This window comes from Nocardia sp. NBC_01503 (genome assembly GCF_036327755.1).
Lineage (GTDB): Bacteria > Actinomycetota > Actinomycetes > Mycobacteriales > Mycobacteriaceae > Nocardia.
In genome coordinates this window covers 1,759,464-1,778,104 of sequence record NZ_CP109596.1, presented here as the reverse complement: position 1 = coordinate 1,778,104, position 18,641 = coordinate 1,759,464, and the positions used below count along the sequence as shown (strand labels likewise).

Genomic DNA, 18,641 nt, shown 5'->3' with positions numbered 1-18,641 from the left:
GGGCCGCGAACCCGCCCGCAGCGAAGCGGAGGGCAAATTAGACACAGTATGCGGCGCGGGAGTCTGGCGACAGATTTCCGCGCCGCGTGTCTTGCCCCACGAACCACAGAAGTGCACTACTGTTCCAGAACGTGGGCGGTGTAGCGAGCCTGACAGCTGTGTAGACGCAGCACTGTGTTCGACGCAGTGACAAGGAGGTAACGGTGCGTGAACTTCGAGTAATCGGATTGACGCCCGATTCCACGCACATCGTGTGCATCGATACCGAGAGCGGCCAGAAGTACCGGCTGCCCGCCGATGACAAACTGCGTGCCGCCGCCCGCGGAGATCTTGCCCGATTCGGACAAATCGAGATCGAAACGGAAGCCACGATGCGCCCTCGCGATATCCAGGCTCGAATCCGTGCCGGTGCCTCGGTCGAGCAGGTGACCGAAGAGTCGGGCATGCCCGCCAGTCGAGTGGAGCGCTTCGCGTATCCCGTTCTCCTGGAACGTGCTCGCGCCGCCGAGTTGGCACAGCAGGCGCATCCGGTGCGCAATGACGGCCCCGCCATCGAAACCCTCATCGAAATCGTCTCCGCGGCCTTCGCCGAGCGCGGCCACGATATCGGCGTTGCCGAATGGGACGCTTGGAAGGACGAAAAGGGTTACTGGGTCGCCCAATTGCAGTGGCAGGCCGGTCGTTCGGTCATTGCCGCGCACTGGCGCTACCAGCCGGACGCGCACGGCGGTTCGGTTGTACCGCTCGATGATCCGGCCTCGGACCTGATCGATCCCGACTTCGGCCGCGCCCTGCGCGGGCTGGCCACCATCCTGCCGGACCGCAATGAGCCGGTCGCCCCGGAGCCCGCTCCCGCACCGCGTACCACCGCGCCCGCTCCCCGTGAGGAGCGCGCCGAATACGAATCCGCACCCGCCCGGGTCGCCAGCCAGCAGTCCATGGACGGCTACTACGAGCAGCGCGCCGCCGTCGGTGACGGCACCGTGCCCGCCCCCGCGGTGGCCGCCGCAGCTCCGGCCCCGGTCGCCACCCCGACCGCTCCGGTCTCGACTCCGCCTGCGGCTCCGGCGCATTCGGCCCCCGCACCTGCGGCTCCGGCGGCTTCGGCCCCTGCGCAGACCGCTCCCGCACAGCCCGCGGCCACCGCGCCCGCGGCGAATGCCCCGGCATCGGCTCCGGTCGAGGAGCCCGTTGTCCCGGAACCGGCCGCGCCCGCGGCCCCGCGGCCCCCGCCGCGTCGGCGGCTCCGGCCGCCACGCCCGCCGCGCCCGCGGCGAAACCCGCGCAGAAGCCCGCCCGGGCCAAGCGTGGCGGTAAGGCCCCTATGCCGTCCTGGGAAGACGTTCTCCTAGGTGTGCGCAGCTCCGGCCACTGATCTTCGATTCGACATTCTCGATGCTGAAAGTTTGCTAGAGAGCTGAAATGGTTGCGGCATAATTGCCCACGGCGCTCCTTCCACGTATTGATTGCCCAATAGGTGCCGATGGTGGCCAATGTCTGCCGCCGAATATGCGTAATGACCGGATTGTCCGAAGGTTCCCAGGCGGCGGTAAGTTCGCCGCGCCGGGGGAGAGCTCGCGCAACAGCGACATTTCGGCCGCGGTGCGGGTAGATTTTATAGTGGTGGCGGTGATTGCCGGGGCTACCCGCACCTGCGTCAACTAACCGCCACTGAATGTTGCTCAAGATTTGCCAAACTTGGGTCGCAAAGAATTCGGGAGGTGCGAAGTGCCATCCACAGTCTCGTCCCTCTGGTACGTCGACGCCTCCGATCCGTTCGGAGTGCTGCGCGCGCATCCGGGACCGGATCCGGACGCCGCCTGGGCGCTGGCCAGACAGCTCCATCCCGACCGCGATGTGGTGCCCGCCGCCTCCGGCACCATGAAGGTGTGGGCGGGGCCGGACCCCGAATCCATCTATATCGGTTGCTATCCCGGCGTCACGGTCGTCTGCTCCACCCAGGCCGCACTGCCGCGCCCTACCAAACTGCCGGAGCTGCTGGTCCGGCCGCTCGCCTCCGAGCACACCTATCTGGTCTCCTATGACCTCTCGCTGGGCTGGGGCGCGTTCGCCGAATGGGAGCGCGGGGAATTCCGCAGATCCTTCAGCGCCAGCCGCGTCAATATTCTCGAGGATGAGGGCATGCCCCGGGTCTGGGAGCGGCCGTATTGGGCGGGGGAACACCCGATCGAATTGGAGCCGGGTGAAATGGCCGACCCGCAGTTATTACCGTTCGACCCACCGGATTTCGCCGATGCCGCCAATCAGGAATGGCTCGGCTTCCGGTATCGCGGAAAGTTCTCCGAGGACGCGCTCACCCCGGACCACATCGAAGTATGCGGATTCTCGTTGTTCCCCAAGGGACAGGCCCCCGCACTCGACGGGCCCGCGGCACCGTCGACCGTCGAACGCAATGGCAGGCGTGGGTTGTTCGGCTGGCTGCGCGGTAAAGACCGGGTGTCCTGAACCGGTCAGGCCAGCAGGGCGATCCAGCCGATCAGGACGCCCACGCCCAGGCCGGCGAGCACCCAGCGCGTCACCGGCTGGAATCGCCACCGCCACGCGGTCGGCGTGACACCGCCTACGGCAATGAGATTCACCGCCACCGCCAGCAGTGGATGAATCCGCGCCAGCGCCTCACCGAAGGCATAGACCCCGGCCGCGCTGAGCAATGCCACGAACGCGATGACGGCGATACCGCTCGCCCACGGCGTCGGCTCGGAGTACCCGTAGCCGTAGGGGCCGTCGGGTGGATAGCTCACCGCGCCATCCCGGAACCGGCGGGGGCGGAACTGGCTGAGCCTGAATTCACTGGGCACGCACTCTCTCGTAGAAGGCCATGGCGGCGGCGGTGGCCACATTAAGCGAATCGGTGCCCGGTGTCATGGGGATGCGAGCGCGAATATCGCTGGCGCGCATGGTCTCCTCGGTCAGGCCGGGGCCCTCCGCGCCGAGCAACAGGGCCACCCGCTCACCGGTCATGGCGTGCGCGAGCGTGTCCGCGGCCGGATTCGGAGTGAGGGCGATGATCTGGAAACCCTTGTCGCGCAGGGTGTTCAGGCCATCGGGTAGATCGGGCAGCGAGGCGAACGGGATGCGCAGGACATGCCCCATGGAGACCCGCACCGAGCGCCGGTACAGCGGATCCGAGCAGCGGTCGCCGAACAGCACCGCATCCGCGCCGAGTCCGGCGGCATTGCGGAAGATCGAGCCGATGTTCTCGTGATCGTTCACGCCCTCGAGTACGGCCACCGTGCGCGACGCCGCGAGCACCTCGTCCGCGGTGAGCTCCCGGGGTCGGCGCGCCGCCGCCAACACGCCCCGATTCAGATGGAATCCGACAATCTCCGCCATCACCTCGGCGGTCGCGCGGTAGTACGGCACCTCGATATTCGAAAGCCGTTCGGCCAGCACCTCGTATTTGCGCGCCACACCCAATAGTGCGGAGGGGGTGAATCGCGAGGTCAGCATGCGCTCGACGACAACCGTGCCCTCGGCGATCACCAGTCCTTTTCCGCCCGGCAGATCCGGTCGCCGGTCCGCATTGCTGAGGTCGCGGAAATCGTCGACACGCGGGTCGGCGGGGTCGTCGATATCGATCACTTCGGCCACCGGCCCATTCTCGCGCGACGTCGTTCATGCTCGATCCCGGGCACCGCATAAGGTGATTGACGATCCGATCCCCTATCGAAGAGGACTGCCCATGAGCAAGCCGCTAATCGAATTCCAGGACGGGCCCGCGCCCGCCACGCTGGTCATCAAGGACCTCGTCGTTGGCGACGGTGCCGAGGCCAAGCCGGGCGATACCGTCGACGTGCACTATGTGGGCGTCGAGTTCGACAGTGGTGAAGAGTTCGATTCCTCCTGGAATCGCGGCGAGTCCATCGTCTTCCCGCTGCGCGGTCTGATCCAGGGCTGGCAGGACGGCATCCCGGGTATGAAGGTCGGCGGCCGCCGCCAGCTCACCATCCCGCCGGAGCTGGCCTACGGTCCGGTCGGCGCGGGCCACCACCTGTCGGGCAAGACCCTGGTCTTCGTCATCGACCTGCTGGACGTGCTGAGCTGAGGCTCGGCACCTCTCTGAAGTCTCGCGCCCGCCTCACATCCGTGAGGTGGGCGCAGTGGTGAAAGGGGTGGGGACAGCTGCGCCGTTTCGAATAGGCGAGGTGGGCGCAGTGGTGAAAGGGGTGGGGACAGCTGCGCCGTTTCGAATAGGCGAGGTGGGCGCAGTGGTGAGGGGGTCGGTTGCGTTCGCCTCGCATCGACGAGCGGACACAGCGGTGAAACGGCGGTTGCGTTCGCTTCGTGTAGATGGGGCCGGGGCGGTGGTGACATGGGGCGAGGACGGCTGCGCCCGCCTCGTGGGAACGGGGCGGGCGCAGTGTTTTCCGTGGTTACCGGGATGCGTGGGTGCGGCTGTGCCCGCCCTGCGGAAGTAAGGCGGGCACCTGCCGGGCAGAGCTGCTTCGAGGAGTCCGGTTCGGCGCTAGGAGCCGACGATGGTGTTCATGATGGTGCCCGCGCTGGTGGCGGTGGCGCCGCCGAGCATGGCGTTGGCGACCATCTTGGGCGAGCCCGCTCCGCCGCCCCACTTCTCCCAGGCGAATTTGCCGCCGCCGTAGGTGATGGCGGCAATGCCGGACATCTGGGTGAACCAGGTGAAGTAGCGGAACATCTTCATCATCTTGTCGGCCATGGGTGGGGTTTCGGCCGTGGGATTGCCCATCTGGGCCAGGACTGTGCCGTACATGTCGTGCGCGGCCAGCAGCATGCTCACGATCGTTTCCTCTCCGGTACCGGGGGCGCTGAGGGGTGGAGCCGTGGCGCGGGTCAGGCGGGAGCGTCAAAACAGATCGATTAGAACAATTCGGTCATCATCTTAGCCTGGCAAATCGCCGAATGGTTGCCGATTGTTTGCCAACTTTTACTTGCGCACGATATCCACCGGATCCGACAGCGCCGACGCGATCGCCGACTGCTGCGGTACCCCGCGCTGCGGCAGCGCGTTCAAGGCCGCGGTGGCCTGATTACCCAGTGTGGTGGTGACGCTCTGCAACTGGGTCACCCCCGAGCTGAGCGCGTTCAACGCGCCCAGCAGCTGGGTCTTGCCCTGATCGGCCAGGGCCGGAATGCTCGCGGCCAACTGCCCGCCCTGATTCAACTGCGCGCTCGCGTCGCCCAGTCGGGTCGCGCCCGACCGCAGCAACTGACCGAGCTGGGTCTCGGGGGTGACGGTGGTGCCGACCAGCTCGCCCACCCCATTGAGCTGTGTCCCGGCCTGATTCGCGACGGTCTGCAACCCCTGCAACTGACCGATGATGCTCGCCAACTGCGGATCATTCGCGAACGGCAGCCCCTGCAGCAGCGGCACGATGGCATTGATCCCGGTGCTCAGCTGATCCGCCGCCTGCGAGACCTGCCCGACGGTGACCCCGGTCGAATCCAGTGCCGTGGCAAGGTCGTTGGCCTGTGTGGTCGCCGCCGACACGGTGCTGTTCAGCTCGGTGATGGCAGAAGTGATCTGTCCCGCACCGACTTTGGCCTGATCGAGGAAGGCCAGCATCTCATCGGCCCCGGAGCCGAACTGCTGGGAGGCGTCGGCGGCGGCCTGGACACCCGCGTTCAACAGCGTGCTGGTGAAGGCGACCTGCTGCATCTGCCCGCGCGCGTTGTTCATGGAGGCGAACAGGGTGTCCATGCCGGAGGCGCTGATCCGCTTGGTGACGTCATTGACCGCGTCGTTCACCGTCTCGGCGTCGGCCCGATCATTGGTGGTCACGGTGACCTGCGCCTTCTTCGGTTTATCGGTACCGAGGGAGGCGATATCGGCGGAGAGGTCGGTGGGCAGGGTGATGATCACCGCGTAATCGTCGGTACTGGCCGAGTCGACCACATCCCATTCACGAGTTCCGCTGTCCTGCAACGCCCTTGCGATTTTCGCGCCGGTCGGCCCGGTATCGCCGTTGATCAGCGCCACTCCACTCGGAGCGGACTGCGGGCGGAAGTAGGCGACCGCACCGGCCGCGACCGCGGCCGCGATCAGCACGACTAACAGGACCGAGGCGCGACGTTTTCCCAACACTGTTCAGACCGTACTGGTATCAATTGCGGTCAGCTCTGGCGTTTGTCTGAGAGTTCGGTAAAGACCGGATTATCGGGCAACTCCAGTACCAGGCGTACCCCGCCGAGTAGTCCATCGTCGAAATAGGCTCGCCCGCCGTGCAATTGGGCCTGCTGCGCCACCAATGCCAGGCCGAGTCCGGATCCGCCCTTGGCGGCCTGACTGCCCCGCGCGAATCGCTCGAATACCGCGACGCGCTCGGCGGTGGGAATGCCGTGCCCATTGTCGTCGACCGAAATGACGATGTGCCCGTAAGGATCTCGATGTGCGGAGACCAGCGCCTCGGTCGCGCCGCCGTGCCGGGCGGAGTTGGCGAGCGCGTTGTCTATGGCCAGGCGCATACCGGTCGGCAGTCCACGCGTGACGAGTTCGGCATCGGTATCGATGCGCACCTTCAGATTCGGGAAATGCCGATTCGCGTCATGCGCGGCGGCGTCGATCAATTCGGCCACATCGGTGGCGACATGATCGCGGGCATTGGTCAGATCGCCCGCGGCGAGCCGCTCCAGCGCGGCCAGGGTGGACTCCACCCGATTCTGGCCGCGGTGCAGATCGGTGAGGATCTCCGCGCGCTGGGCCTCGTCGAGGTCGAGGGTGCGCAGCACCTCCAGATCGGTGCGCATGGCGGTGAGCGGGGTGCGCAGTTCATGTGCGGAGACGGCGGCGAAATCGCGCGCGGTCTCCAGTGCGGCCGCGGTCTCGGCCTGGGCCCGGTCGATACGCTCCAGCATGGTGTTGACCGCATCGGCGAGCTGTTCGGATTCGCGCACACCGTGCCCGTCGACCGGTAGCGGCCCGCCGGGTTCGCCGTGCCGGTCCAGCTGCCGGGTCAGATTCTCGATGGGCCGGACCGCGCGGCCGCCGAAGAGCCAGCCCAGTCCGGCCGCCGCGGCGACGGCGATCAGCGCCGCCCACAGCACCCAGCGGCGTTGCGCGGCCGTGGTCTTCTCGTTCTCTGTGGTCGGAATACCAAGGGAGACAACGCGTCCCGAGGGCTGATTCTGTGTGGTGGTGAGTACCCGATAGGTATTGCCGTCCACCGTCACGGTGTGATTGCCGACCGGCAGCGATGGCAGCTGCACCGAGGTGCTGGCCAGCGACCCGTCCGCGTTTCGCACGGTGAGCGCCATATCGTTGGTGGGACCGAGTACGCCGAGCACGGTCACCGCGAGCACCGGTTCGATGAGCACCACCCGCGAGGTGACAGCCAACTGCTGGTCGGCTTGCGCGAGATTGTTGCGCTCGATGGCGTAGACGGTGAACCAACTCAGCGCCGCCACAATGATTGTCGCGCCGAGTGCGGCAGCGCCCGCGACGCGCGCTCGCAGTGAGTACGAGCGTCGGCGGCGTCGGCGGCGGTTCATGGCGTCATTTCGGTGCGCGTAAGACGAATCCGACGCCGCGAATGGTGTGCAGCAGTCGGGGGGTGCCGTCGATCTCCATCTTGCGCCGTAGATAACCGACGAAGACATCGACGACATTGGTATCGGCGGCGAAGTCGTAGCCCCACACCAACTCCAGGAGTCGTTCCCGGCTCAAAACCACTCCGGCACTGCGGGCCAGGGTGGAGAGCAGTTCGAATTCCCTTTTGGTGAGCTCGATTTCATCGCCGTGCAGCAGTGCGCGATATCCGGCGACATCAACCTCCAAGGGCCCCACGGTGATTGCGCCGGGGACCGAAGAAGCGGGGGTATCGCTGCGCCGCCGCAGCAGCGCCTTGATGCGCGCCACGAGTTCGGCCAGGACGAATGGTTTCACCAGGTAGTCGTCGGCCCCGGATTCGAGTCCGGCGATGCGATCGTCGACGGAGTTGCGCGCGGACAGCACGCAGATCGGCACCTCATTGCCCATGGCCCGCAGCGCGGTGACCACACCGGCGCCGTCCAGGATGGGCATATTCATATCGAGTACGACGGCATCGGGCGCGGTCTCGTTCACCGCGCGCAGCGCCTGCGCTCCGTCCCGGGCGATGACGACCCGGAAGCCGGAGAGCCGGAGCCCGCGTTCGACCGAGACGAGAACGTCCTCATCGTCGTCGACGACCAGGACAGTCGGTAACGCTGTGTCCAATATGCCCTCCGCTTCGCTCCGGGCGGGTTCGCGGCCCGGGAGTCTCGATTCTTCCCTCCCTCCGCTCCTCCGCTACGCTCCCCCGCTCCGCTCAGTCCAGAACCGAGACGGCCGCGAACCGGGGGCGCGCACCCTCAGTATGTCCGGCGATCGTCAGTAGTTGTGGCAGGTGTCGGCGACGGTCTGAATGGTGGCGGCGATACCACCCGCGCGCGGGTCGCTGGCGGCGTTGTTCGCGGCATCCGGGTTGTCGCGAACGTAGGCGTCGAATTCGGCCTGACGCTGGGCGGGGGACTGGTTGAACTTGGCCTCGAGTTCGGCCTTCTGCGAGGGGTTCTGATCCAGCAGCGAGGCCAGGGCCGGGGCCTTGTCGTGCAGTGCGGCGTCGACCTGGGCGAAGGTGCAGGTCGAATTGAGTAGGGGTGCGGCCAGATCCAGCGGGCTCGCGGAGGCGGTGGCGGGTGCCAGTGCGATCGCCACCGTGGCGAGGGCACCGGCTCCGAGGGCTGCGGCGAACCGGGGATTACGGACGAGACTCATGCCACGGACGCTAGGGCATGGGGATGGGAGTCGCGTGAACGATCTCTGAGAAAACCTTGAGGGTGCCGGATTCGCCCCGGTCAGCTGGTGGATGCCGGGTCTGCGGAGGGCTCGTTGGGGTCGATCCGCCGGAAGGGGGTGGTGGCGGCGACCGCGGCATCGGCGGCGGCGATGCTCTCCTTGTCCTCCATGAGGGTCACCGCATCGCGGATCTGCTTCTCCAGCGTTGGCAGCATGGCGGCGTCCTCGATGGTGGGCGGTACCTCGAAGTTCTCGCCCGCCGCGATCTGACGCATGGTGCGACGCAGGATCTTTCCCGACCGTGTCTTGGGCAGCGCGGTCACGACCACCACGTCGTAGAGGGTGGCGATGGCGCCCACGCGGTCGCGTACCCGCTCGATGATCTGCGCGCGCAGCTGTTCGGCCTCGATATCGACCCCGGCCTTGAGCACCACGTATCCGATGGGCCGCTGGCCCTTCAGCTCATCGGGCACCCCGACCACGGCGGTCTCGGCGACCAGCGGATGTCCGGCGATGGCGGCCTCGATCCCGCCCGCGGAGAGGCGGTGCCCGGCCATATTGATCACATCGTCGCTGCGACCCAGCACGAACAGATAGCCGTCCTCGTCGAAGAAGCCGGAGTCGCCGGTCAGGTAGTGCCCGGGATAGGCGGAGAGATAGGAGCGCTCGAACCGCGCGTCGTCGCGCCACAGCGTGGTCAGTGTCCCCGGGGGCAGCGGCAGCCCGATGACGATATTGCCCTCGGTATTCGGCGGCACCGCATTGCCTTCGGAGTCCAGCACCCGCAGCCGATATCCGGGCACCGGCACCGAGGCCGAGCCCGCCTTGATCGGAAGCTGTTGCAATCCGAGCGGATTGGCGCAAATCGGCCAGCCGGTCTCGGTCTGCCACCAGTGGTCCACCACCGGGCAGTCGGGGCGATCGGCGAGCAGGGTGTCCACGGACCATTCGTAGGTGGCCGGATCCAGCCGCTCACCCGCGCAGAAGAGCGCGCGCAGCGAGGAGAGATCATGCCGCCGAGCCAGTGCGGCCTCCGGATCGGCGCGGCGGATGGCGCGCAGAGCCGTTGGCGCGGTGAACATCACATGCACGTTGTATTCGTCGATGAGCCGCCAGAAGGTGCCCGCGTCGGGGGTTCCGATGGGCTTGCCCTCATAGAGAATGGTGGTCGCGCCGACCAGCAGGGGTGCGTAGACGATGTAGGAGTGCCCGACGACCCAGCCGATATCGGAGGTCGTGAGCATGACCTGTCCGGCGTCGACGTCGTAGATATTGCGCATGGACCAGGCCAGCGAGACCGCGTGCCCGCCGTTGTCGCGCACCACGCCCTTGGGCTTTCCGGTGGTGCCGGAGGTGTAGAGGATGTACAGCGGATCGGTCGCGGCGAGCGAAACCGGCGCGGCCGGTTCGGCATCGCGCATGGCCTCGTCCCAGTCCAGCCAGTGCGCGGCCACCGTCTGCGAGGAGTCCGGCAGATATTCGGTGGCGGCCTGTGCGGCGGGAAAGCGCAGCTCCGGGAAGCCGTCACGCTGTTTGACCAGCACATTGCGGGGTGCGGTGGTCTCCGCGATATCCAGGGCCTGCAACACGATCGGCGGGTACTCGATGCGGCGGCCGGGTTCGAGTCCCCCGGAGGCTGTGATGATCAGCACAGGCTCGGCATCGTCGATGCGGGCGGCCAGTTCGTGTGCGGCGAAGCCGCCGAAGACCACCGAATGCACCGCACCGATTCGGGCGCAGGCGAGCATTGCGATGACGGATTCGGGAATCATCGGCATATATATGACGACTCGGTCGCCGGTACGCACCCCGAGTCGCAGCATGGATCCGGCAAATCGGGCGACTTCGTCCAGGAGTTGTGCGTATGTGTAAACACGCCTGGTGCCCGTCATAGCGGAGTCGTATATTAGGGCGGGCTGATCAGCGCGACCCCCCTCTTGACCGCCGGAAGTGCCCTCCGAGGGTGTGATCTCGCGCACATGCCGATCGAGAGCGTTGTAGGAGGTGTTGAGGCGAGCGTCCGGAAACCAGCGGGCCGTCGGGCGCGCATTCGAGTCGAGAATCTGGGTGGGCGGCACATCCCAGCTGATGGATTCGGCCGCGGTGCGCCAGAACTCCGAGGGATCGACCAGGCTCAATTGATACGCCGGTCGGTACTCCTGCTTCGCGTTCAACCCGGTGACTCCCTAGCTCCGCAGCACGCATGTGAAGGGCATGGATGCCCGCCTCGATAGATCAGCCTGATTGTGGCAGACTTCACGCGACGTCCGGGCGGACGCCGCGACCTTTGATTTTGCCTGCAAACGGCTGGTCAGAGACCGGTGGTTGCCAAGAGGTCACACAAGAAGTTATTGATCCGTTAGAATCGCATGTCACATATTTCGGCCGTCATGGACGCAATTTCTCGGCCAGCCGCAGTTCTCGGCCAGTTCCGTCTGTCGAGCCCAGCGTGCGATCGCGGAGGCTCGCCGATGGCGCGTGGCTTGGGCCAGTTTGGAAAGTGAGTGGGAGATGCGTGACCCCGCAAGGTCCGGCAGCAATAAGCGCTGGGCGCTGAGCAACTGGGACCTGCGATGGAAGGTGACGGCGGTCCTCGCCGTCCCGCTTTTGGTCGCTGTCGTGCTCGGCGCCTCCAGGATCTCGGCCGAGTTCGCCGATGCGAGCCGGCAGTCGACTGCCGTCGATCACGTCGGGGTCATCCCGGCGATCACGGGTCTGAGTGCCGCCGCCGGTCAGGTCGCCTCCGGCCAGGCCATCATGATCTCTCCGACGCAGTCCATGACCTCGGATCCCGAGCTCGCCAAGTTGGACACCGCGATTCAGTTCGCCGAGAAGGCCGCACCGCGGCTGAGTGATATTCCGACCGCGCGGGCCGCGCTGGACGAGATGATCGTGGGCGCCAAGGCCATTCGCGCCAATGGTTTGAATCCGACCAAAACCGTCGCCGACGCCACCAATGCCACCGAGAAGATTCGCGGTAACAGCGTCCGGACCGTGGAGAGCATTGTCGCCTCGGTCGCCGACAAGAATGTCGACCAGTCCAAACTGCGTCTGGTCGATTCGCTCAATACCCGCGCCATCATGGTCGGTGAGATCGCGGGTATCGCCGAGGCGCTACGCGGCAATGCCAAAGACGGCATGCGCGATTTCACCGTCAGCGCGAACACCGAGCGCCAGATGCTCGCGGTGCTCGGGCACCGCTTCGCCGATGGTGACGCCAGCATCGCGGATCTGAACCGACTGGTCGACACCCGCCTGCAGCTCACCACCGGCGCTCAGGCCAGTGCGGGTTCGCTGCCGATCGCGGAGTTGAAGGACTCGCTCGAACAGAGCATCAACCTGTACCAAACGATCGTGAACAACTCCACCAAGGACATTGTGTCCCGGGTGGATACGCTGGCGAGCACCGCGCGCACCGATGCCATCCGCTACTCGGTGATCGTCATCGCCACCATCCTCGGCGCGCTCGCGCTGGCCGTGCTGATCGCGCGCGCGATGATCGTGCCGCTGCGCCGACTGCGCCTGGCCGCGCTCCGAGTCGCCGAATACGACCTGGCGCAGGAGGTCTCGCAGCTGCGAGAGGGCGCCGATCCGGAAGACGTGCCGCTCGAGCCGATGCCGGTGCACACCGATGAGGAGATCGGCCAGCTGGCTCGCGCCGTCGACGATATCCACGGGCAGGCGCTGCGCCTGGCCGCCGACCAGGCCGCCATGCGTACCCAGGTCAACGATATGTTCGAGACCCTGGCGCGGCGCTCCAAGTCGCTTGTCGATCACCAGCTCTCGCTCATCGAGGCGATGGAGTACGACGAGAAGGACCCGCGCCTGCTCGAGAACCTCTTCCGCCTGGACCACCTCGCCGCGCGTATGCGCCGTAACGGTGACAACCTGCTGATTCTGGCCGGTACCAAACAGCGTCGCACCAAATCGGCTCCGGTCGAGATCGCCGACGTGCTGCGCGCCGCCATCTCCGAGGTCGAGGACTACGAGCGCGTCAAGCTCGGCGCGACCCCGCGCGGTGCGCTCACCGAACCGGCCGCCTCCGATATGGCGCATCTGTTCGCCGAGTTGCTCGACAATGCCCTGCGCGCCTCGCCGCCGGAGACGGATGTGAAGTTCACCTTCGCGCAGGCGCACGATCAGGGTCTGCTCATCGAGGTCGCGGACCGCGGTATCGGTATGCCCCCGGCCGAAATGGCCGAGATCAACCGGCGTTTGGAGTCCACGGCCGAGGTCGGCCCGGATACCGCGCGTCATATGGGTCTGTTCGTGGTGGGCCGCCTGGCCGAGCGCCACGGTCTCAGCGTGCGACTGCGCCCGACCTTCGATACCGCTCGCGATCCCGGCGTCACCGTGACGGTGCATGTGCCCAAGCCGCTCATCGTGGCGGCGGGCGGGGCCATTTCGGTACCGCCGCAGGGTAATCCGCAGCAGCCGGGCCCGGCCCAGCAGCAGGGTGCGGGCAATCAGGCCGGTACGCCCTCCTCCATGCAGATGCGCGCGGTCACCCGTACCGCGACCGGCAATGTCATGGTCACGGTGGATCCCGGTGTGAGCGGGCCGATTCCGGCGGGAGCGCCCGGCGCGCCCGCTCCGGCCGCCGCCTCGGGTGCCCCGTCGACCGGTCTGCCGCAGCGCCAGCCCGGTACCGCCGTTCCGGGCGGACTGCCCGGCAACGGTGGTGGCCTCAACGGTGGTGGGCTCGGCGGTGGTCTGCCGCAGCGTCAGCCGGGTGTGAACGGTCCGACCCTCAAGCACACCGTTGCCACGCCTTCGGTGGACAGACCCGGTGGCCTACCCCAGCGCGACCCCGGTGCGAACAGCCCCTCGGGGCCGGGTGCGCAGCCGGGCGCGAATCTTCCGCAACGTCAGCCGGGCGAGGGTCCGGCACGACCGGGCGGCGGTCTCGCCGCCAATATGCTTCGCCGTCAAGGCGGTCCGGGTGCACCGGGCGGATTGCCGCAGCGTCCGGGTGGCCCCGGCGCGCCGGGCGGTCCGGGTGCACCGGGTGGTCTCGGTAATTCGGGTGGTCCCGGTAAGCCCGGGCTGGGTGGCCCCAATGGTCTCGGCCAGGGTGGTCCGGGTGAGTCGGGTCTGGCGCAGCGCGGTCCGGTACCGCCGCAGCGAGATGGCTTGGCGCCGCGCGACCCGTCGACCGGTCTTCCCCAGCGCGGCGGAGCGGATTCCTCCAACGGCTCTGCCTCCGGCGGTCTCCCGCAGCGTGATTCGTCCGGTGGCTCGGCCCCCGGTGGGCTGCCTACCCGTCAGCCGGGTGCCAATGGCGCATCGGGGCGTGAGCCCAGCGTCGGTCTGCCGCCGCAGCGTTCCGCTCAGGGTGGTCTGCCGACTCGTGAGCCGGGTGCCAATGGTGCGCCTTCTCGTGAGGGTCTACCGCAGCAAGCGCGGGGAGGCGGAGCGGGCGAGGCTGCTTCGGGTGGCTTGCCGCAGCGGGATTCGGGTCCGACCAATCGGCCGCAGCCGCCGCAGCGCGGTGGAGTGGACGCCGGTTCGGGTCTGCCGCAGCGCGGCGGAGCCGATGCACTCTCCGGTGGGTTGCCGCAGCAAGCGCGGGGTGGCGGAGCGGATTCCGGTCCCGCGAACCGGCCGCAGCCGCCGCAGCGTGGTGGAGTGGACGCCGGTTCGGGTCTGCCGCAGCGGGGTGGAGCCGATGCACTCTCCGGTGGGTTGCCGCAGCGTGATGCGGGTCCCGCGAACCGGCCGCAGCCGCCGCAGCGTCCGGGTGCCGACCCGCTCTCGGGTGGTCTGACCCAGCAAGCGCAGAGAGGTGGAGCGGATCCGGCCGCGGGCGGTTTGCCGCAGCGGGATGCGGGTCCGACCGGTCTGCCGCAGCGGGATACCGGTCGCCATGGCCTACCGCAGCGTGACTCGGGTCAAGCGCTGGGAGGTGGAGCGGCGCAACGGGATTCCGCCGCCGGTGGTCTGCCGACGCGTGAGCCGGGCGCGAACGGTCTGCCGCAGCGCGGTGGGGCCGATCGGTCCGGTGGGCAAGCGCTGGGAGGTGGAGCGGCGCGTCGTTCGCCCGGTGGCAATGGCGCACCGCAGCAGGAGGCCGGGTTCGGCGGACTTCCGCAGCGGGCTCCCGGCGGTCTCCCGCAGCGGGATCCGTCCGGTGCGCTTCCGCGGCAAGCGCGGGGTGGCGGAGTGGACGGTGGTCTGCCGCAACGAGATGCCGGTGCCACGGGCCTCCCGCAGCGTGGCCCGAACGGCCTGCCGCAGCGTGATCCGGGTGCGGGTTTGCCGCAGCGTCCGGCTCCGCTGCCGGGGCTCGGTTTGCCGCAGGGTGATTCGGGCGATCCGAAGGACCGTGGGCGGCACAGCTTCCGTTCGAATCCGCAGAAGGCGGCCTCGTTCTTCCAGACCCGGTTGCAACCCGCCGGTGAGTCCGAGCCGTCTACGGGTACACCGATCTTCGCTGAGATGATGTCGGCGTGGCTGTCCGATCCGAGTGCGGAGCGATCCCATGTGGCCTCGTCCTTCGAGTCACCGGGTGACGAGGGTTGGCAGGCCGCGCAGCGTGCCGTCGAGGCGGAACCGCAGCGGCGTACCGCGGTGGGTCTGCCGCAACGTGATCCGGGTAACCGACTCGTGCCGGGCGGTGTGAACGGAAACGCTGACAAGGCGGCCCATCGCGACCCAGAATCCATCAGGTCGAGTTTGAGCAGGCATCAGCAGGGTGTCCGGGATGGCCGCGCGATGAAAGAAATGAACCTAACCGGAGATAAAGGAGACCGATGAACCCCGATCTAGGTGGTACGAAGCGTCAGCTGGATTGGCTGGTTTCGAATTTCGCCAATGAGGTTCCGGGCGTTGCACATGCGGTTCTAGTTTCGGCCGACGGCCTGCTGATGGCCGCGAGCGCGCAGCTGCCCGTGGATCGTGCCGAGCAGCTGTCGGCTGTGACCGCGGGCCTCGCGAGCCTGTCGGTGGGTGTGTCGAACCTGTTCGAGGGTGGCACCGTCTTGCAGTCGGTGGTCGAGATGGAGCACGGCTACCTGCTCCTGATGGCCGTCGGCGACGGTTCCTACCTCGCGGTGCTCACGAATACCTCGTGCGACATCGGACAGGTTGGATACGAGATGGCGTTGTTGGTCGAGCGAGTGGGCCAGACAGTCCAGGCCACACCTCGCGTCACGATGGGTTCCTGATGGCGGGATGGACATAGACAACGAACGCGTCGGTAGCGCCGAGCCGAGCCTCGTCCGCCCGTATTCCCTGACCGCCGGTCGTACCCGGCCGAAGGTGGAATTGGCGTTGGAGGCGCTCGTCGCATCGCATCCGGTCGCCCTCGAGCGGCAGTTCGAACTCACCAACATCGAGACGTCAATCGTGGAGTTGTGCAGAGAATCGCCGTCTGTCGCCGAGGTCGCCGCGCGCCTGGGTATCCCCATCGGGGTTGCCCGGGTGCTGGTCGCTGATCTGATCGAAGCCGGCCATGTACGGGTTTCGGCGACATTGAAAGACGATTCCAGCGACGATGAACGTCGCGAGCTGATCGAAAGGGTTCTCAGTGGACTCCGGCGTATTTGATTCGACGACACAGGTCGATACGCGCACCAGCAAGCCCACGTCGGCCAAGATCGTGGTCGCCGGTGGCTTCGGTGTGGGTAAGACGACCCTGGTAGGTGCCGTCTCGGAGATCGTTCCGCTGCGCACCGAAGCTCTGGTGACCAATGCCAGTGTCGGCGTGGACTCCCTCACGGGCGTTCCGTCGAAGGCCACCACCACGGTGGCCATGGACTTCGGCCGTATCAGCCTGGCCGACGACCTGGTGCTGTACCTGTTCGGCACGCCCGGCCAGTACCGCTTCTGGTTCATGTGGGACGACCTGATCCGCGGCGCCATCGGCGCGGTGGTTTTGGTCGACACTCGCCGCCTCGAGGACAGTTTCGCCGCCGTCGATTACTTCGAGGCGCGGAACCTACCCTTCCTGGTGGCGATCAATGAATTCGATGATGCCCCACGGTATCCGGTGGAGGACATTCGTCAGGCGCTCGCGGTGCCGGCCGATGTCCCGATCCTGTCGATGGACGCTCGTCGCCGGGAACCGGTGAAGCAGGCGCTGGTCGCCGTGACGGAGTACGCACTCCGCAAGGTTGTGCAGGGCTATTAGTTCGCGGCCCGGCTCGAATCTGGACTGACCGGAGGGTGCGACGAAGGAGCGCCCGTAGGGAGGGAAGATTCGAGCCTCCCGGGGCCGCGAACACGCGTCGCCGCAGGCGGCGCGAATAGACAGAGTTATGCTCGCGCGCGTGACGATCTCGGCGCGGGAATTGCTCGGCGAGTTGCTCGATCCCGGTTCCTTCGAGAGCTGGGATCGACCGCCGGTCGCTGTGGCGACCTCCGCTGCCTATCGGGCGGAGTTGGACGCGGCCGAGCTGGTGTCGGGCACCGATGAGTCGGTGCTGACCGGTGTCGGGCTGCTGCGTGGGCGGCGGGTGGCCGTGATCGCGTGTGAATTCTCTTTTCTCGCAGGGTCTGTCGGGGTGGCGGCGGCCGAGCGCATTGTGTGCGCGGTGGAGCGGGCGACCGAACTGGGTCTGCCGCTGCTGGCCTCACCGACCTCGGGTGGTACCCGAATGCAAGAGGGCACAGTGGCTTTCACGCAGATGGTGAAGATCGCGGGTGCGATCGCGGTGCACCGATCCGCCGGGTTTCCCTATCTGGTGTATCTCCGCAATCCGACCATGGGTGGCGTCTTCGCCTCGTGGGGATCGTTGGGGCACATGACATTTGCCGAACCCGGCGCGTTGATCGGATTCCTCGGACCGCGTGTCTACAAGGCGCTGTACGGGCGCAGCTTCCCCGAGGGCGTGCAGACCGCGGAAAACCTGTATCGCAATGGGGTTATCGACGGTGTGGTGCCGGTATCGGTGTTTCGCCGGATCGCGCACCGGGCTTTGAACGTACTGTGCGACGGCCCGCAGCCGCTGCCCGAAATGGACGGCGATACACGCGATTTCGACAATGGGGTGGGGATACTCCAGGCCGGGCACGAACTGCGTGGTCCGGCACTGCAGGTGGGGAACGATGTGCCCGCCTGGCAGTCGGTGCTCATCTCCCGGCGTGCTGATCGGCCGGGTATTCGGGAGTTGCTCCGGCACGCCACCGATCGAGTTCCCTTGTCCGGCACCGGACAGGGGGAAGCGGACCGCACGGTCGTGCACGCGCTGTCCCGGCTGCGCGGTCAGCCCTGCGTTCTGTTCGGCCATGACCGCGCGGGCCGGTCGCCGGAGCAGGCCATGGGCCCGGCCGCCCTGCGCGAGGCCCGCCGCGCCATGCACCTGGCCGCCGAACTGCGTGTACCGCTGGTCCTGGTGATCGACACCATCGGCGCATCGCTCTCCCGCGAGGCCGAGGAGCGCGGTCTGGCCCCCGAAATCGCCCGCTGCATCGCCGATCTCGTCACCCTGGACACCCCGACGGTTTCGGTCCTGCTCGGTCAGGGCAGCGGTGGCGGTGCGCTCGCGCTGCTCCCCGCCGACCGGGTGCTGTGCGCCGCCAACGGCTGGCTGGCCCCGCTGCCGCCCGAGGGTGCGAGCGCCATCGTCTACCGGGACACCCTGAATGCCTCGAAAATGGCTGCCGCGCAGGGCATTCGTGCCACGGAACTGAAGTCGAACGGCATAGTCGACAGTATTGTCCCCGAGTATCCCGACGCCGCCGACGAACCCGTGGACTTCGCGCTGCGGATGGTCGCGGCCATCGCCGCCGAGGTTGCCGAGCTCACCGCCGAGCCGCCGGCGGAGCTGCGGTCCGCGCGCCATCTCCGCTACCGCCGCCTGGGTCTGCCGGACTGAGTACCCGCCGATCTTGCTGCCGTAGAGATTGGGGTCTCACCGGAATTCCCGCCCATAACTAGCGTACCGAA

At 67.2% G+C, this 18,641-nt stretch carries 16 protein-coding genes; 8 read left to right on the top strand and 8 right to left on the bottom strand.

All coding sequences use genetic code 11. From position 1 onward, the window contains the following. Positions 1-203: 203 nt before the first annotated feature. Positions 204-1,352 (top strand): septation protein SepH, encoded by a 1,149-nt coding sequence (gene sepH / locus OHB26_RS07875; protein WP_330183548.1) that lies wholly within the window; start codon positions 204-206, stop codon positions 1,350-1,352. Positions 1,353-1,728: 376 nt separating this feature from the next. Then, the gene (locus OHB26_RS07870; RefSeq protein WP_330183547.1) at positions 1,729-2,466 is read left to right on the top strand and encodes a DUF6928 family protein; all 738 of its coding nucleotides are present in this window, start codon (positions 1,729-1,731) and stop codon (positions 2,464-2,466) included. Positions 2,467-2,471: 5 nt separating this feature from the next. On the opposite strand, the gene OHB26_RS07865 is transcribed toward OHB26_RS07870, so the two are convergent. Together OHB26_RS07865 and OHB26_RS07860 are read right to left on the bottom strand one after the other, a co-directional pair. Further along, on the bottom strand, positions 2,472-2,762 hold the full coding sequence (locus tag OHB26_RS07865; RefSeq protein WP_330183546.1) for a DUF2537 domain-containing protein: 291 nt from the start codon (positions 2,760-2,762) through the stop codon (positions 2,472-2,474). 46 nt (positions 2,763-2,808) lie between these two features. Next, positions 2,809-3,612 (bottom strand): TrmH family RNA methyltransferase, encoded by an 804-nt coding sequence (locus OHB26_RS07860; protein ID WP_330183545.1) that lies wholly within the window; start codon positions 3,610-3,612, stop codon positions 2,809-2,811. Between the two features lie 91 nt (positions 3,613-3,703). Between OHB26_RS07860 and OHB26_RS07855 the strand changes: the two genes are divergently transcribed. Further along, positions 3,704-4,066, top strand: a complete 363-nt coding sequence (locus OHB26_RS07855; RefSeq protein ID WP_330183544.1) for an FKBP-type peptidyl-prolyl cis-trans isomerase — start codon at positions 3,704-3,706, stop codon at positions 4,064-4,066. A gap of 420 nt (positions 4,067-4,486) precedes the next feature. On the opposite strand, the gene OHB26_RS07850 is transcribed toward OHB26_RS07855, so the two are convergent. The 6 genes from OHB26_RS07850 to OHB26_RS07825 all read right to left on the bottom strand — a co-directional run bounded on the left by OHB26_RS07850 (position 4,487) and on the right by OHB26_RS07825 (position 10,926). Then, the gene (locus tag OHB26_RS07850; RefSeq protein ID WP_330185534.1) at positions 4,487-4,771 is read right to left on the bottom strand and encodes a hypothetical protein; all 285 of its coding nucleotides are present in this window, start codon (positions 4,769-4,771) and stop codon (positions 4,487-4,489) included. A gap of 153 nt (positions 4,772-4,924) precedes the next feature. Further along, positions 4,925-6,082, bottom strand: a complete 1,158-nt coding sequence (locus tag OHB26_RS07845; RefSeq protein ID WP_330183543.1) for a YhgE/Pip domain-containing protein — start codon at positions 6,080-6,082, stop codon at positions 4,925-4,927. A 29-nt stretch (positions 6,083-6,111) separates the two neighbouring features. Beyond that, entirely contained in the window at positions 6,112-7,485 is a 1,374-nt protein-coding gene (locus OHB26_RS07840; RefSeq protein WP_330183542.1) for a sensor histidine kinase, read from the bottom strand. A gap of 4 nt (positions 7,486-7,489) precedes the next feature. After that, positions 7,490-8,191, bottom strand: a complete 702-nt coding sequence (locus OHB26_RS07835) for a response regulator transcription factor (protein ID WP_330183541.1) — start codon at positions 8,189-8,191, stop codon at positions 7,490-7,492. Positions 8,192-8,344: 153 nt separating this feature from the next. Further along, on the bottom strand, positions 8,345-8,731 hold the full coding sequence (locus OHB26_RS07830; RefSeq protein ID WP_330183540.1) for a hemophore-related protein: 387 nt from the start codon (positions 8,729-8,731) through the stop codon (positions 8,345-8,347). A gap of 80 nt (positions 8,732-8,811) precedes the next feature. Continuing rightward, a complete protein-coding gene (locus OHB26_RS07825; RefSeq protein WP_330183539.1) occupies positions 8,812-10,926 on the bottom strand; it encodes an AMP-binding protein in 2,115 nt (704 codons plus the stop codon). Between the two features lie 337 nt (positions 10,927-11,263). On the opposite strand from OHB26_RS07825, the gene OHB26_RS07820 reads away from it, so the two are divergent. The 5 genes from OHB26_RS07820 (at position 11,264) to OHB26_RS07800 (ending at position 18,570) form a co-directional block, all read left to right on the top strand. Further along, the gene (locus OHB26_RS07820; protein ID WP_330183538.1) at positions 11,264-15,508 is read left to right on the top strand and encodes an ATP-binding protein; all 4,245 of its coding nucleotides are present in this window, start codon (positions 11,264-11,266) and stop codon (positions 15,506-15,508) included. Then, entirely contained in the window at positions 15,505-15,918 is a 414-nt protein-coding gene (locus tag OHB26_RS07815; protein ID WP_029930951.1) for a roadblock/LC7 domain-containing protein, read from the top strand. Before OHB26_RS07820 ends, OHB26_RS07815 begins: the two co-directional genes overlap by 4 nt. Before the next feature lie 7 nt (positions 15,919-15,925). Further along, a complete protein-coding gene (locus tag OHB26_RS07810) occupies positions 15,926-16,300 on the top strand; it encodes a DUF742 domain-containing protein (protein WP_067531005.1) in 375 nt (124 codons plus the stop codon). Next, on the top strand, positions 16,281-16,883 hold the full coding sequence (locus OHB26_RS07805; RefSeq protein ID WP_174562575.1) for a GTP-binding protein: 603 nt from the start codon (positions 16,281-16,283) through the stop codon (positions 16,881-16,883). The genes OHB26_RS07810 and OHB26_RS07805 overlap by 20 nt, the downstream gene beginning before the upstream one ends. Before the next feature lie 139 nt (positions 16,884-17,022). Then, positions 17,023-18,570 carry a carboxyl transferase domain-containing protein gene (locus OHB26_RS07800; protein ID WP_442942874.1) on the top strand — a complete coding sequence of 516 codons (1,548 nt, stop codon included), beginning with the start codon at positions 17,023-17,025 and terminating at the stop codon, positions 18,568-18,570. Positions 18,571-18,641 lie beyond the last annotated feature (71 nt).